Consider the following 14,109-nt stretch of genomic DNA (forward strand, 5'->3'; position numbering starts at 1 on the left):
CATCCTCGAGCAGACCGCCATTAAAATGTCTAAATTCACGGCATTAAATTCTCTTAAGCCTTGATTGTTAAACGCATTAGCATATTTCACGATTTGATTACCCATAATTAAATAATACCATGGTATTTTATTTCCCAAAATAGTAGTTTAATACCTCCCAAAAAGGTATTTAAGTCTCCCAAAAAGGTATTTTAATAGTCCGTCAGCCCTACTCTCCCAACGGGTTTCAGCCGCCTAAAAGATTATATAAAAGATTTATATATAAAAAGAGTTAATTTTTTTCCCAAAAAAGTAGTTTTTTAGAAAAGATAGATTTTGTTCATTATGTTTAAGATTCTTAAGACTATTCTCGATGACTTAGAAGGAAAAACCCTGCTTCTTAAACCACCAAAATAAATATTTTTTTGACGATATTTATATGGTGACATGACCTTATAGGTATGTCATTAATTTACAAATATCTATTAAAAGGAAAAAATAATGCAAAATCTATATGGAAATTTTCAAGCAGTAGTTCTCGAACAGGTTACTGAGAATGATTTTGAGCAAGTTATGAATAAAGACGGCTCAGAAAAACAAAGGGATGGTAAACCAGTATTCCAGCTCACAAAAGATTCCAGAAGCAAGATGTTATTGAAAGACGGAACTGGTCTTTATACTTCTTTTAAGTTCTTGGCGTTTAAGCCAACTTTTGAAGCTGGTAATTATAGTCTTAAGGCTCAAATTACGCCTTATATTGCTTCTAACTTCATAAATTACAGCATCCTTATCAGTGAGGTTCTCAAGTGATGTTCGGCAAAGATAAGAAAGCAATAAAATTTTATGCCGATTTTGAGCTTGCAGAACTGCTTCGCAGGGCAAGTTTTTACCGACGCACGTCAATTAGCAGTCTTGTTTGCGAAATTCTCACAGACCGTTTCAAGCCTGCTGTAGACCACGCACATAATACCCCTCAGGAGCCACAAAAACGCCCCTCTGAACGTGTTTTAGATAATACGGGTAGTAATTTACCTACAAGCATTAAACATCCGTTAAAACCCGCTTTTTCAGGCTTGCCTAACCCGTTCGATGAACAATTAAAGAAGAAAGCCAAAGAGTTCGGCATATAAACGGTTCAAAGATATTATAATTTTGTAGGGAAATCTTACGAAGTTTATTCTAAAACTAAACCATTTATCTAATTCATAAAAGCACTTGAGAGTTTTTCTCAGGTGCTTTTATTGTTTTTCCTGATTGCGGTAGTTAGCAGTGACATCTAGGCACTATATTCTTTATGCCTTTGGTGAAGTGTGCCTAGGCATAAACTTGACGCGGAGCATGGGCGGAGCGAACAAGTTTTACGCCGTCAGGTGCCCTATTGCCACAGGCATATAGTTATTGTGCTGAATGTTGCGTTTTGGCATTGCTAACGTGATGAGGAAAGCGACTAAGAGCGGCGTAGCCGTTCCGACCTCGTCGGAATGTTACTCTTAGTCGCTATTTGGAAAATAGAAAATAATGTCTTATTTTCGTTGATATATCAACCTTTTTAGCATTTTCCATTTTATAATTTTTATCATTTAGAAAAGTATTTTTAAGCATTTTTTATCATTTGGAAAATTTTTTAGCTTTCAGTTTTTAATTTCTCCGATATTAAACCTTTAGGTCGGTTAGATAACCGAATGTGTAAGCCCTTTTAGGGGAAGTTTTTTATTTTATATGGAGATTTAATTAAAAATGAATGTAAAAATCTCAAAGTATTTTATTGGCACGCTTAAAGCAGAAGATTTTTCCTCTGATGAGGTTAAATCAGCTTTAGATTCGGTGTGCAACAATTATGTTTTTCAAAAAGAACAGGGTTCTAAAACTGGGTATGAGCACTACCAAATCTGCTTGAATACTAAAAATTCAACGACTATTTTTGCGTTAAAAAATAAGCTCGTTACTCTTAATAAAAAATTCGACCCTCTTTACCTCGAACCTGCCAAATCCCAATTTGCTGTCGAACACTATTGCTCAAAATCTGATACCTATGTTGAAGGCACTCGTGTCTTTTCTAGCCCAGAATATGAGCAAAAAATTAAAAATAAATATAATAATAATTTAAGTAAAAATAATAATTCTTCCGAAAAAGTTACGTTCAAAATGATGGACGATTACTTTAATAAGAATGTTTCGGAACACGGCACAGATTGGTTTATCTCACCTTTTTGTGAATATGCATGGTTTTTCAAACAGCATAAATCGTTCTATGAGTTGAGTTGTAAAGGTTATTTTGACACTCTTGCTCTTGCTAATCGCTCCACTTATAAGAAGGTTTATTATATTTACGGAATAACTGGTAGTGGTAAGTCGACGCTGATACGTGCTCTCTTTCCTAGTTATAAAAACTGTTTCCCCTTTTCTAATTCCGAACGCTGGTTTGCAAATGGTTATAAATGCGAATCAATCGGTATCTTTGACGATACACCTCTCCCTTCTATTTCAACATTTCTAACCATGACTAATCCTCAACCGTTTAATTTCGACGTTAAAGGTGGCATAGTTGCCAATTGCTTAAATACGATTATTATTCTTTCCAACCTGTCGCCTGAGAAATATTTTGATTATTCTCATATGGATTCCAAGCAGGTCGATGCTGTTAAACGTCGCATTACGCATAGCTGGTATTTTGATAATCCCCTTCCTGAAGGCTACTTATTCGATGAAGATAAAGATTTAAGCATTTATTTGTCAGACGACGTTCGTCGCACAGCTTTCGAGACTATAAGAAAAGAGATTCAAAAATGATTAATAATGTAACACCGTTATTAATGGTTGTTGATTTTATTTAAGATGAAAGGTCTTTTTCATCAGCTGCCATGGTGTTAGTCCATCATGTTCGCGTTTGAATTTTTCGAATTCTTCTTTATGTTTTTTCGCGGATTCTTGGCTTTCCATGGCTTTATTTATTTTTTCGTTCTGTTCTTCAACTGCTGTTATTTTTTCTTTGTTGAACGTAAATTCGTATGCGATTATTTTTCTTCTTCCTCGTTTTATTTCGGAAGAATAAATTGGTTTGACTTTAAGTCCAATTAATGGCTCTAATTCACTTAAAATTGGCTTTATGACTTTGCTGTTTATGTTTGTTTTATAGCTATCTGGTATATCAAGTAGTCTTCTAAAATCGTTTACGTTCACTCGCCATATGCCTGTGTTTCTGAACATTTTTAGTCTTCGAAACGCTTCTTTGCTATAGGAACTTTTTAGTTTCATGTATGAAGATAACTCAAACCGAGTAAAATTCGAACCTAAATTATTCAGCAAGAACGCGAATTGTTTATTTACTGCAACGGTTAGTTTTGCTTCTTTTAGATTTGTTTTGAAGCATGAGAAAAGATTGAATTGGATGTATTCGTCTTTATCTTCATAAGCAAAATTAAGTGCTAATAGTTTCTTATTTGTTTCAATAATTCGTTGAGCTAATTCAGCGTTACTAATATTTTTTTCGCAACACATTAATTTCTTTAGCTCTGAGAATGTGAATGTAATTTCATCATCGTTCTTTTCTCGCATCCTCGAGCAGACCGCCATTAAAATGTCTAAATTCACGGCATTAAATTCTCTTAAGCCTTGATTGTTAAACGCATTAGCATATTTCACGATTTGATTACCCATAATTAAATAATACCATGGTATTTTATTTCCCAAAATAGTAGTTTAATACCTCCCAAAAAGGTATTTAAGTCTCCCAAAAAGGTATTTTAATAGTCCGTCAGCCCTACTCTCCCAACGGGTTTCAGCCGCCTAAAAGATTATATAAAAGATTTATATATAAAAAGAGTTAATTTTTTTCCCAAAAAAGTAGTTTTTTAGAAAAGATAGATTTTGTTCATTATGTTTAAGATTCTTAAGACTATTCTCGATGACTTAGAAGGAAAAACCCTGCTTCTTAAACCACCAAAATAAATATTTTTTTGACGATATTTATATGGTGACATGACCTTATAGGTATGTCATTAATTTACAAATATCTATTAAAAGGAAAAAATAATGCAAAATCTATATGGAAATTTTCAAGCAGTAGTTCTCGAACAGGTTACTGAGAATGATTTTGAGCAAGTTATGAATAAAGACGGCTCAGAAAAACAAAGGGATGGTAAACCAGTATTCCAGCTCACAAAAGATTCCAGAAGCAAGATGTTATTGAAAGACGGAACTGGTCTTTATACTTCTTTTAAGTTCTTGGCGTTTAAGCCAACTTTTGAAGCTGGTAATTATAGTCTTAAGGCTCAAATTACGCCTTATATTGCTTCTAACTTCATAAATTACAGCATCCTTATCAGTGAGGTTCTCAAGTGATGTTCGGCAAAGATAAGAAAGCAATAAAATTTTATGCCGATTTTGAGCTTGCAGAACTGCTTCGCAGGGCAAGTTTTTACCGACGCACGTCAATTAGCAGTCTTGTTTGCGAAATTCTCACAGACCGTTTCAAGCCTGCTGTAGACCACGCACATAATACCCCTCAGGAGCCACAAAAACGCCCCTCTGAACGTGTTTTAGATAATACGGGTAGTAATTTACCTACAAGCATTAAACATCCGTTAAAACCCGCTTTTTCAGGCTTGCCTAACCCGTTCGATGAACAATTAAAGAAGAAAGCCAAAGAGTTCGGCATATAAACGGTTCAAAGATATTATAATTTTGTAGGGAAATCTTACGAAGTTTATTCTAAAACTAAACCATTTATCTAATTCATAAAAGCACTTGAGAGTTTTTCTCAGGTGCTTTTATTGTTTTTCCTGATTGCGGTAGTTAGCAGTGACATCTAGGCACTATATTCTTTATGCCTTTGGTGAAGTGTGCCTAGGCATAAACTTGACGCGGAGCATGGGCGGAGCGAACAAGTTTTACGCCGTCAGGTGCCCTATTGCCACAGGCATATAGTTATTGTGCTGAATGTTGCGTTTTGGCATTGCTAACGTGATGAGGAAAGCGACTAAGAGCGGCGTAGCCGTTCCGACCTCGTCGGAATGTTACTCTTAGTCGCTATTTGGAAAATAGAAAATAATGTCTTATTTTCGTTGATATATCAACCTTTTTAGCATTTTCCATTTTATAATTTTTATCATTTAGAAAAGTATTTTTAAGCATTTTTTATCATTTGGAAAATTTTTTAGCTTTCAGTTTTTAATTTCTCCGATATTAAACCTTTAGGTCGGTTAGATAACCGAATGTGTAAGCCCTTTTAGGGGAAGTTTTTTATTTTATATGGAGATTTAATTAAAAATGAATGTAAAAATCTCAAAGTATTTTATTGGCACGCTTAAAGCAGAAGATTTTTCCTCTGATGAGGTTAAATCAGCTTTAGATTCGGTGTGCAACAATTATGTTTTTCAAAAAGAACAGGGTTCTAAAACTGGGTATGAGCACTACCAAATCTGCTTGAATACTAAAAATTCAACGACTATTTTTGCGTTAAAAAATAAGCTCGTTACTCTTAATAAAAAATTCGACCCTCTTTACCTCGAACCTGCCAAATCCCAATTTGCTGTCGAACACTATTGCTCAAAATCTGATACCTATGTTGAAGGCACTCGTGTCTTTTCTAGCCCAGAATATGAGCAAAAAATTAAAAATAAATATAATAATAATTTAAGTAAAAATAATAATTCTTCCGAAAAAGTTACGTTCAAAATGATGGACGATTACTTTAATAAGAATGTTTCGGAACACGGCACAGATTGGTTTATCTCACCTTTTTGTGAATATGCATGGTTTTTCAAACAGCATAAATCGTTCTATGAGTTGAGTTGTAAAGGTTATTTTGACACTCTTGCTCTTGCTAATCGCTCCACTTATAAGAAGGTTTATTATATTTACGGAATAACTGGTAGTGGTAAGTCGACGCTGATACGTGCTCTCTTTCCTAGTTATAAAAACTGTTTCCCCTTTTCTAATTCCGAACGCTGGTTTGCAAATGGTTATAAATGCGAATCAATCGGTATCTTTGACGATACACCTCTCCCTTCTATTTCAACATTTCTAACCATGACTAATCCTCAACCGTTTAATTTCGACGTTAAAGGTGGCATAGTTGCCAATTGCTTAAATACGATTATTATTCTTTCCAACCTGTCGCCTGAGAAATATTTTGATTATTCTCATATGGATTCCAAGCAGGTCGATGCTGTTAAACGTCGCATTACGCATAGCTGGTATTTTGATAATCCCCTTCCTGAAGGCTACTTATTCGATGAAGATAAAGATTTAAGCATTTATTTGTCAGACGACGTTCGTCGCACAGCTTTCGAGACTATAAGAAAAGAGATTCAAAAATGATTAATAATGTAACACCGTTATTAATGGTTGTTGATTTTATTTAAGATGAAAGGTCTTTTTCATCAGCTGCCATGGTGTTAGTCCATCATGTTCGCGTTTGAATTTTTCGAATTCTTCTTTATGTTTTTTCGCGGATTCTTGGCTTTCCATGGCTTTATTTATTTTTTCGTTCTGTTCTTCAACTGCTGTTATTTTTTCTTTGTTGAACGTAAATTCGTATGCGATTATTTTTCTTCTTCCTCGTTTTATTTCGGAAGAATAAATTGGTTTGACTTTAAGTCCAATTAATGGCTCTAATTCACTTAAAATTGGCTTTATGACTTTGCTGTTTATGTTTGTTTTATAGCTATCTGGTATATCAAGTAGTCTTCTAAAATCGTTTACGTTCACTCGCCATATGCCTGTGTTTCTGAACATTTTTAGTCTTCGAAACGCTTCTTTGCTATAGGAACTTTTTAGTTTCATGTATGAAGATAACTCAAACCGAGTAAAATTCGAACCTAAATTATTCAGCAAGAACGCGAATTGTTTATTTACTGCAACGGTTAGTTTTGCTTCTTTTAGATTTGTTTTGAAGCATGAGAAAAGATTGAATTGGATGTATTCGTCTTTATCTTCATAAGCAAAATTAAGTGCTAATAGTTTCTTATTTGTTTCAATAATTCGTTGAGCTAATTCAGCGTTACTAATATTTTTTTCGCAACACATTAATTTCTTTAGCTCTGAGAATGTGAATGTAATTTCATCATCGTTCTTTTCTCGCATCCTCGAGCAGACCGCCATTAAAATGTCTAAATTCACGGCATTAAATTCTCTTAAGCCTTGATTGTTAAACGCATTAGCATATTTCACGATTTGATTACCCATAATTAAATAATACCATGGTATTTTATTTCCCAAAATAGTAGTTTAATACCTCCCAAAAAGGTATTTAAGTCTCCCAAAAAGGTATTTTAATAGTCCGTCAGCCCTACTCTCCCAACGGGTTTCAGCCGCCTAAAAGATTATATAAAAGATTTATATATAAAAAGAGTTAATTTTTTTCCCAAAAAAGTAGTTTTTTAGAAAAGATAGATTTTGTTCATTATGTTTAAGATTCTTAAGACTATTCTCGATGACTTAGAAGGAAAAACCCTGCTTCTTAAACCACCAAAATAAATATTTTTTTGACGATATTTATATGGTGACATGACCTTATAGGTATGTCATTAATTTACAAATATCTATTAAAAGGAAAAAATAATGCAAAATCTATATGGAAATTTTCAAGCAGTAGTTCTCGAACAGGTTACTGAGAATGATTTTGAGCAAGTTATGAATAAAGACGGCTCAGAAAAACAAAGGGATGGTAAACCAGTATTCCAGCTCACAAAAGATTCCAGAAGCAAGATGTTATTGAAAGACGGAACTGGTCTTTATACTTCTTTTAAGTTCTTGGCGTTTAAGCCAACTTTTGAAGCTGGTAATTATAGTCTTAAGGCTCAAATTACGCCTTATATTGCTTCTAACTTCATAAATTACAGCATCCTTATCAGTGAGGTTCTCAAGTGATGTTCGGCAAAGATAAGAAAGCAATAAAATTTTATGCCGATTTTGAGCTTGCAGAACTGCTTCGCAGGGCAAGTTTTTACCGACGCACGTCAATTAGCAGTCTTGTTTGCGAAATTCTCACAGACCGTTTCAAGCCTGCTGTAGACCACGCACATAATACCCCTCAGGAGCCACAAAAACGCCCCTCTGAACGTGTTTTAGATAATACGGGTAGTAATTTACCTACAAGCATTAAACATCCGTTAAAACCCGCTTTTTCAGGCTTGCCTAACCCGTTCGATGAACAATTAAAGAAGAAAGCCAAAGAGTTCGGCATATAAACGGTTCAAAGATATTATAATTTTGTAGGGAAATCTTACGAAGTTTATTCTAAAACTAAACCATTTATCTAATTCATAAAAGCACTTGAGAGTTTTTCTCAGGTGCTTTTATTGTTTTTCCTGATTGCGGTAGTTAGCAGTGACATCTAGGCACTATATTCTTTATGCCTTTGGTGAAGTGTGCCTAGGCATAAACTTGACGCGGAGCATGGGCGGAGCGAACAAGTTTTACGCCGTCAGGTGCCCTATTGCCACAGGCATATAGTTATTGTGCTGAATGTTGCGTTTTGGCATTGCTAACGTGATGAGGAAAGCGACTAAGAGCGGCGTAGCCGTTCCGACCTCGTCGGAATGTTACTCTTAGTCGCTATTTGGAAAATAGAAAATAATGTCTTATTTTCGTTGATATATCAACCTTTTTAGCATTTTCCATTTTATAATTTTTATCATTTAGAAAAGTATTTTTAAGCATTTTTTATCATTTGGAAAATTTTTTAGCTTTCAGTTTTTAATTTCTCCGATATTAAACCTTTAGGTCGGTTAGATAACCGAATGTGTAAGCCCTTTTAGGGGAAGTTTTTTATTTTATATGGAGATTTAATTAAAAATGAATGTAAAAATCTCAAAGTATTTTATTGGCACGCTTAAAGCAGAAGATTTTTCCTCTGATGAGGTTAAATCAGCTTTAGATTCGGTGTGCAACAATTATGTTTTTCAAAAAGAACAGGGTTCTAAAACTGGGTATGAGCACTACCAAATCTGCTTGAATACTAAAAATTCAACGACTATTTTTGCGTTAAAAAATAAGCTCGTTACTCTTAATAAAAAATTCGACCCTCTTTACCTCGAACCTGCCAAATCCCAATTTGCTGTCGAACACTATTGCTCAAAATCTGATACCTATGTTGAAGGCACTCGTGTCTTTTCTAGCCCAGAATATGAGCAAAAAATTAAAAATAAATATAATAATAATTTAAGTAAAAATAATAATTCTTCCGAAAAAGTTACGTTCAAAATGATGGACGATTACTTTAATAAGAATGTTTCGGAACACGGCACAGATTGGTTTATCTCACCTTTTTGTGAATATGCATGGTTTTTCAAACAGCATAAATCGTTCTATGAGTTGAGTTGTAAAGGTTATTTTGACACTCTTGCTCTTGCTAATCGCTCCACTTATAAGAAGGTTTATTATATTTACGGAATAACTGGTAGTGGTAAGTCGACGCTGATACGTGCTCTCTTTCCTAGTTATAAAAACTGTTTCCCCTTTTCTAATTCCGAACGCTGGTTTGCAAATGGTTATAAATGCGAATCAATCGGTATCTTTGACGATACACCTCTCCCTTCTATTTCAACATTTCTAACCATGACTAATCCTCAACCGTTTAATTTCGACGTTAAAGGTGGCATAGTTGCCAATTGCTTAAATACGATTATTATTCTTTCCAACCTGTCGCCTGAGAAATATTTTGATTATTCTCATATGGATTCCAAGCAGGTCGATGCTGTTAAACGTCGCATTACGCATAGCTGGTATTTTGATAATCCCCTTCCTGAAGGCTACTTATTCGATGAAGATAAAGATTTAAGCATTTATTTGTCAGACGACGTTCGTCGCACAGCTTTCGAGACTATAAGAAAAGAGATTCAAAAATGATTAATAATGTAACACCGTTATTAATGGTTGTTGATTTTATTTAAGATGAAAGGTCTTTTTCATCAGCTGCCATGGTGTTAGTCCATCATGTTCGCGTTTGAATTTTTCGAATTCTTCTTTATGTTTTTTCGCGGATTCTTGGCTTTCCATGGCTTTATTTATTTTTTCGTTCTGTTCTTCAACTGCTGTTATTTTTTCTTTGTTGAACGTAAATTCGTATGCGATTATTTTTCTTCTTCCTCGTTTTATTTCGGAAGAATAAATTGGTTTGACTTTAAGTCCAATTAATGGCTCTAATTCACTTAAAATTGGCTTTATGACTTTGCTGTTTATGTTTGTTTTATAGCTATCTGGTATATCAAGTAGTCTTCTAAAATCGTTTACGTTCACTCGCCATATGCCTGTGTTTCTGAACATTTTTAGTCTTCGAAACGCTTCTTTGCTATAGGAACTTTTTAGTTTCATGTATGAAGATAACTCAAACCGAGTAAAATTCGAACCTAAATTATTCAGCAAGAACGCGAATTGTTTATTTACTGCAACGGTTAGTTTTGCTTCTTTAGATTTGTTTTGAAGCATGAGAAAAGATTGAATTGGATGTATTCGTCTTTATCTTCATAAGCAAAATTAAGTGCTAATAGTTTCTTATTTGTTTCAATAATTCGTTGAGCTAATTCAGCGTTACTAATATTTTTTTCGCAACACATTAATTTCTTTAGCTCTGAGAATGTGAATGTAATTTCATCATCGTTCTTTTCTCGCATCCTCAGCAGACCGCCATTAAAATGTCTAAATTCACGGCATTAAATTCTCTTAAGCCTTGATTGTTAAACGCATTAGCATATTTCACGATTTGATTACCCATAATTAAATAATACCATGGTATTTTATTTCCCAAAATAGTAGTTTAATACCTCCCAAAAAGGTATTTAAGTCTCCCAAAAAGGTATTTTAATAGTCCGTCAGCCCTACTCTCCCAACGGGTTTCAGCCGCCTAAAAGATTATATAAAAGATTTATATATAAAAAGAGTTAATTTTTTTCCCAAAAAAGTAGTTTTTTAGAAAAGATAGATTTTGTTCATTATGTTTAAGATTCTTAAGACTATTCTCGATGACTTAGAAGGAAAAACCCTGCTTCTTAAACCACCAAAATAAATATTTTTTTGACGATATTTATATGGTGACATGACCTTATAGGTATGTCATTAATTTACAAATATCTATTAAAAGGAAAAAATAATGCAAAATCTATATGGAAATTTTCAAGCAGTAGTTCTCGAACAGGTTACTGAGAATGATTTTGAGCAAGTTATGAATAAAGACGGCTCAGAAAAACAAAGGGATGGTAAACCAGTATTCCAGCTCACAAAAGATTCCAGAAGCAAGATGTTATTGAAAGACGGAACTGGTCTTTATACTTCTTTTAAGTTCTTGGCGTTTAAGCCAACTTTTGAAGCTGGTAATTATAGTCTTAAGGCTCAAATTACGCCTTATATTGCTTCTAACTTCATAAATTACAGCATCCTTATCAGTGAGGTTCTCAAGTGATGTTCGGCAAAGATAAGAAAGCAATAAAATTTTATGCCGATTTTGAGCTTGCAGAACTGCTTCGCAGGGCAAGTTTTTACCGACGCACGTCAATTAGCAGTCTTGTTTGCGAAATTCTCACAGACCGTTTCAAGCCTGCTGTAGACCACGCACATAATACCCCTCAGGAGCCACAAAAACGCCCCTCTGAACGTGTTTTAGATAATACGGGTAGTAATTTACCTACAAGCATTAAACATCCGTTAAAACCCGCTTTTTCAGGCTTGCCTAACCCGTTCGATGAACAATTAAAGAAGAAAGCCAAAGAGTTCGGCATATAAACGGTTCAAAGATATTATAATTTTGTAGGGAAATCTTACGAAGTTTATTCTAAAACTAAACCATTTATCTAATTCATAAAAGCACTTGAGAGTTTTTCTCAGGTGCTTTTATTGTTTTTCCTGATTGCGGTAGTTAGCAGTGACATCTAGGCACTATATTCTTTATGCCTTTGGTGAAGTGTGCCTAGGCATAAACTTGACGCGGAGCATGGGCGGAGCGAACAAGTTTTACGCCGTCAGGTGCCCTATTGCCACAGGCATATAGTTATTGTGCTGAATGTTGCGTTTTGGCATTGCTAACGTGATGAGGAAAGCGACTAAGAGCGGCGTAGCCGTTCCGACCTCGTCGGAATGTTACTCTTAGTCGCTATTTGGAAAATAGAAAATAATGTCTTATTTTCGTTGATATATCAACCTTTTTAGCATTTTCCATTTTATAATTTTTATCATTTAGAAAAGTATTTTTAAGCATTTTTTATCATTTGGAAAATTTTTTAGCTTTCAGTTTTTAATTTCTCCGATATTAAACCTTTAGGTCGGTTAGATAACCGAATGTGTAAGCCCTTTTAGGGGAAGTTTTTTATTTTATATGGAGATTTAATTAAAAATGAATGTAAAAATCTCAAAGTATTTTATTGGCACGCTTAAAGCAGAAGATTTTTCCTCTGATGAGGTTAAATCAGCTTTAGATTCGGTGTGCAACAATTATGTTTTTCAAAAAGAACAGGGTTCTAAAACTGGGTATGAGCACTACCAAATCTGCTTGAATACTAAAAATTCAACGACTATTTTTGCGTTAAAAAATAAGCTCGTTACTCTTAATAAAAAATTCGACCCTCTTTACCTCGAACCTGCCAAATCCCAATTTGCTGTCGAACACTATTGCTCAAAATCTGATACCTATGTTGAAGGCACTCGTGTCTTTTCTAGCCCAGAATATGAGCAAAAAATTAAAAATAAATATAATAATAATTTAAGTAAAAATAATAATTCTTCCGAAAAAGTTACGTTCAAAATGATGGACGATTACTTTAATAAGAATGTTTCGGAACACGGCACAGATTGGTTTATCTCACCTTTTTGTGAATATGCATGGTTTTTCAAACAGCATAAATCGTTCTATGAGTTGAGTTGTAAAGGTTATTTTGACACTCTTGCTCTTGCTAATCGCTCCACTTATAAGAAGGTTTATTATATTTACGGAATAACTGGTAGTGGTAAGTCGACGCTGATACGTGCTCTCTTTCCTAGTTATAAAAACTGTTTCCCCTTTTCTAATTCCGAACGCTGGTTTGCAAATGGTTATAAATGCGAATCAATCGGTATCTTTGACGATACACCTCTCCCTTCTATTTCAACATTTCTAACCATGACTAATCCTCAACCGTTTAATTTCGACGTTAAAGGTGGCATAGTTGCCAATTGCTTAAATACGATTATTATTCTTTCCAACCTGTCGCCTGAGAAATATTTTGATTATTCTCATATGGATTCCAAGCAGGTCGATGCTGTTAAACGTCGCATTACGCATAGCTGGTATTTTGATAATCCCCTTCCTGAAGGCTACTTATTCGATGAAGATAAAGATTTAAGCATTTATTTGTCAGACGACGTTCGTCGCACAGCTTTCGAGACTATAAGAAAAGAGATTCAAAAATGATTAATAATGTAACACCGTTATTAATGGTTGTTGATTTTATTTAAGATGAAAGGTCTTTTTCATCAGCTGCCATGGTGTTAGTCCATCATGTTCGCGTTTGAATTTTTCGAATTCTTCTTTATGTTTTTTCGCGGATTCTTGGCTTTCCATGGCTTTATTTATTTTTTCGTTCTGTTCTTCAACTGCTGTTATTTTTTCTTTGTTGAACGTAAATTCGTATGCGATTATTTTTCTTCTTCCTCGTTTTATTTCGGAAGAATAAATTGGTTTGACTTTAAGTCCAATTAATGGCTCTAATTCACTTAAAATTGGCTTTATGACTTTGCTGTTTATGTTTGTTTTATAGCTATCTGGTATATCAAGTAGTCTTCTAAAATCGTTTACGTTCACTCGCCATATGCCTGTGTTTCTGAACATTTTTAGTCTTCGAAACGCTTCTTTGCTATAGGAACTTTTTAGTTTCATGTATGAAGATAACTCAAACCGAGTAAAATTCGAACCTAAATTATTCAGCAAGAACGCGAATTGTTTATTTACTGCAACGGTTAGTTTTGCTTCTTTTAGATTTGTTTTGAAGCATGAGAAAAGATTGAATTGGATGTATTCGTCTTTATCTTCATAAGCAAAATTAAGTGCTAATAGTTTCTTATTTGTTTCAATAATTCGTTGAGCTAATTCAGCGTTACTAATATTTTTTTCGCAACACATTAATTTCTTTAGCTCTGAGAATGTGAATGTAATTTCATCAT

The 14,109-nt window shown here is 34.1% G+C and carries 16 protein-coding genes; 12 read left to right on the forward strand and 4 right to left on the reverse strand.

Features of this window, described 5'->3' with window-relative positions:
- Positions 1-480 precede the first annotated feature (480 nt).
- The 3 genes from ABVC65_RS00005 to ABVC65_RS00015 all read left to right on the forward strand — a co-directional run bounded on the left by ABVC65_RS00005 (position 481) and on the right by ABVC65_RS00015 (position 2,769).
- Positions 481-789, forward strand: a complete 309-nt coding sequence (locus ABVC65_RS00005) for a hypothetical protein (RefSeq protein ID WP_353582278.1) — start codon at positions 481-483, stop codon at positions 787-789.
- On the forward strand, positions 789-1,109 hold the full coding sequence (locus ABVC65_RS00010) for a hypothetical protein (RefSeq protein WP_123773673.1): 321 nt from the start codon (positions 789-791) through the stop codon (positions 1,107-1,109). The genes ABVC65_RS00005 and ABVC65_RS00010 overlap by 1 nt, the downstream gene beginning before the upstream one ends.
- Before the next feature lie 607 nt (positions 1,110-1,716).
- The gene (locus ABVC65_RS00015) at positions 1,717-2,769 is read left to right on the forward strand and encodes a hypothetical protein (RefSeq protein WP_353582279.1); all 1,053 of its coding nucleotides are present in this window, start codon (positions 1,717-1,719) and stop codon (positions 2,767-2,769) included.
- Between the two features lie 36 nt (positions 2,770-2,805).
- Here ABVC65_RS00015 and ABVC65_RS00020 read toward each other — a convergent pair whose 3' ends face one another.
- On the reverse strand, positions 2,806-3,636 hold the full coding sequence (locus ABVC65_RS00020; protein ID WP_353582280.1) for a replication initiation protein: 831 nt from the start codon (positions 3,634-3,636) through the stop codon (positions 2,806-2,808).
- A 375-nt stretch (positions 3,637-4,011) separates the two neighbouring features.
- On the opposite strand from ABVC65_RS00020, the gene ABVC65_RS00025 reads away from it, so the two are divergent.
- The 3 genes from ABVC65_RS00025 to ABVC65_RS00035 all read left to right on the forward strand — a co-directional run bounded on the left by ABVC65_RS00025 (position 4,012) and on the right by ABVC65_RS00035 (position 6,300).
- On the forward strand, positions 4,012-4,320 hold the full coding sequence (locus ABVC65_RS00025; RefSeq protein ID WP_353582278.1) for a hypothetical protein: 309 nt from the start codon (positions 4,012-4,014) through the stop codon (positions 4,318-4,320).
- Positions 4,320-4,640, forward strand: a complete 321-nt coding sequence (locus tag ABVC65_RS00030) for a hypothetical protein (RefSeq protein ID WP_123773673.1) — start codon at positions 4,320-4,322, stop codon at positions 4,638-4,640. Before ABVC65_RS00025 ends, ABVC65_RS00030 begins: the two co-directional genes overlap by 1 nt.
- A gap of 607 nt (positions 4,641-5,247) precedes the next feature.
- Complete coding sequence (locus ABVC65_RS00035; protein ID WP_353582279.1) at positions 5,248-6,300, forward strand: hypothetical protein; 1,053 nt, start codon at positions 5,248-5,250, stop codon at positions 6,298-6,300.
- 36 nt (positions 6,301-6,336) lie between these two features.
- On the opposite strand, the gene ABVC65_RS00040 is transcribed toward ABVC65_RS00035, so the two are convergent.
- On the reverse strand, positions 6,337-7,167 hold the full coding sequence (locus ABVC65_RS00040; RefSeq protein WP_353582280.1) for a replication initiation protein: 831 nt from the start codon (positions 7,165-7,167) through the stop codon (positions 6,337-6,339).
- Between the two features lie 375 nt (positions 7,168-7,542).
- Between ABVC65_RS00040 and ABVC65_RS00045 the strand changes: the two genes are divergently transcribed.
- From ABVC65_RS00045 to ABVC65_RS00055, 3 genes are all read left to right on the forward strand, one after another.
- Complete coding sequence (locus ABVC65_RS00045) at positions 7,543-7,851, forward strand: hypothetical protein (RefSeq protein ID WP_353582278.1); 309 nt, start codon at positions 7,543-7,545, stop codon at positions 7,849-7,851.
- Positions 7,851-8,171 carry a hypothetical protein gene (locus ABVC65_RS00050; RefSeq protein WP_123773673.1) on the forward strand — a complete coding sequence of 107 codons (321 nt, stop codon included), beginning with the start codon at positions 7,851-7,853 and terminating at the stop codon, positions 8,169-8,171. The genes ABVC65_RS00045 and ABVC65_RS00050 overlap by 1 nt, the downstream gene beginning before the upstream one ends.
- 607 nt (positions 8,172-8,778) lie before the next feature.
- Positions 8,779-9,831 carry a hypothetical protein gene (locus ABVC65_RS00055; protein ID WP_353582279.1) on the forward strand — a complete coding sequence of 351 codons (1,053 nt, stop codon included), beginning with the start codon at positions 8,779-8,781 and terminating at the stop codon, positions 9,829-9,831.
- Positions 9,832-9,867: 36 nt separating this feature from the next.
- Here ABVC65_RS00055 and ABVC65_RS00060 read toward each other — a convergent pair whose 3' ends face one another.
- A complete protein-coding gene (locus ABVC65_RS00060; protein WP_353582281.1) occupies positions 9,868-10,410 on the reverse strand; it encodes a replication initiation protein in 543 nt (180 codons plus the stop codon).
- Positions 10,411-11,071: 661 nt separating this feature from the next.
- On the opposite strand from ABVC65_RS00060, the gene ABVC65_RS00065 reads away from it, so the two are divergent.
- From ABVC65_RS00065 to ABVC65_RS00075, 3 genes are all read left to right on the forward strand, one after another.
- Positions 11,072-11,380 carry a hypothetical protein gene (locus ABVC65_RS00065; protein WP_353582278.1) on the forward strand — a complete coding sequence of 103 codons (309 nt, stop codon included), beginning with the start codon at positions 11,072-11,074 and terminating at the stop codon, positions 11,378-11,380.
- A complete protein-coding gene (locus tag ABVC65_RS00070) occupies positions 11,380-11,700 on the forward strand; it encodes a hypothetical protein (protein ID WP_123773673.1) in 321 nt (106 codons plus the stop codon). The genes ABVC65_RS00065 and ABVC65_RS00070 overlap by 1 nt, the downstream gene beginning before the upstream one ends.
- 607 nt (positions 11,701-12,307) lie before the next feature.
- The gene (locus ABVC65_RS00075; RefSeq protein ID WP_353582279.1) at positions 12,308-13,360 is read left to right on the forward strand and encodes a hypothetical protein; all 1,053 of its coding nucleotides are present in this window, start codon (positions 12,308-12,310) and stop codon (positions 13,358-13,360) included.
- A 36-nt stretch (positions 13,361-13,396) separates the two neighbouring features.
- On the opposite strand, the gene ABVC65_RS00080 is transcribed toward ABVC65_RS00075, so the two are convergent.
- Positions 13,397-14,109, reverse strand: a 713-nt coding sequence (locus ABVC65_RS00080; RefSeq protein ID WP_353582282.1) for a replication initiation protein, incomplete at its 5' end; no start/stop codon positions are given.

Source organism: Gardnerella vaginalis (assembly GCF_040427915.1).
In the GTDB taxonomy this organism is placed as follows: domain Bacteria; phylum Actinomycetota; class Actinomycetes; order Actinomycetales; family Bifidobacteriaceae; genus Bifidobacterium; species Bifidobacterium vaginale_C.

Bases quoted from the DNA above. Each gene is read 5' to 3' on its own strand.
- ABVC65_RS00010 (WP_123773673.1), top strand. From the start codon at position 789: ATGTTCGGCAAAGATAAGAAAGCAATAAAATTTTATGCCGATTTTGAG.
- ABVC65_RS00060 (WP_353582281.1), bottom strand. From the start codon at position 10,410: ATGCTTCAAAACAAATCTAAAGAAGCAAAACTAACCGTTGCAGTAAAT.
- ABVC65_RS00045 (WP_353582278.1), top strand. From the start codon at position 7,543: ATGCAAAATCTATATGGAAATTTTCAAGCAGTAGTTCTCGAACAGGTT.
- ABVC65_RS00055 (WP_353582279.1), top strand. From the start codon at position 8,779: ATGAATGTAAAAATCTCAAAGTATTTTATTGGCACGCTTAAAGCAGAA.
- ABVC65_RS00005 (WP_353582278.1), top strand. From the start codon at position 481: ATGCAAAATCTATATGGAAATTTTCAAGCAGTAGTTCTCGAACAGGTT.
- ABVC65_RS00025 (WP_353582278.1), top strand. From the start codon at position 4,012: ATGCAAAATCTATATGGAAATTTTCAAGCAGTAGTTCTCGAACAGGTT.
- ABVC65_RS00075 (WP_353582279.1), top strand. From the start codon at position 12,308: ATGAATGTAAAAATCTCAAAGTATTTTATTGGCACGCTTAAAGCAGAA.
- ABVC65_RS00040 (WP_353582280.1), bottom strand. From the start codon at position 7,167: ATGGGTAATCAAATCGTGAAATATGCTAATGCGTTTAACAATCAAGGC.
- ABVC65_RS00065 (WP_353582278.1), top strand. From the start codon at position 11,072: ATGCAAAATCTATATGGAAATTTTCAAGCAGTAGTTCTCGAACAGGTT.
- ABVC65_RS00030 (WP_123773673.1), top strand. From the start codon at position 4,320: ATGTTCGGCAAAGATAAGAAAGCAATAAAATTTTATGCCGATTTTGAG.
- ABVC65_RS00050 (WP_123773673.1), top strand. From the start codon at position 7,851: ATGTTCGGCAAAGATAAGAAAGCAATAAAATTTTATGCCGATTTTGAG.
- ABVC65_RS00015 (WP_353582279.1), top strand. From the start codon at position 1,717: ATGAATGTAAAAATCTCAAAGTATTTTATTGGCACGCTTAAAGCAGAA.
- ABVC65_RS00020 (WP_353582280.1), bottom strand. From the start codon at position 3,636: ATGGGTAATCAAATCGTGAAATATGCTAATGCGTTTAACAATCAAGGC.
- ABVC65_RS00070 (WP_123773673.1), top strand. From the start codon at position 11,380: ATGTTCGGCAAAGATAAGAAAGCAATAAAATTTTATGCCGATTTTGAG.
- ABVC65_RS00035 (WP_353582279.1), top strand. From the start codon at position 5,248: ATGAATGTAAAAATCTCAAAGTATTTTATTGGCACGCTTAAAGCAGAA.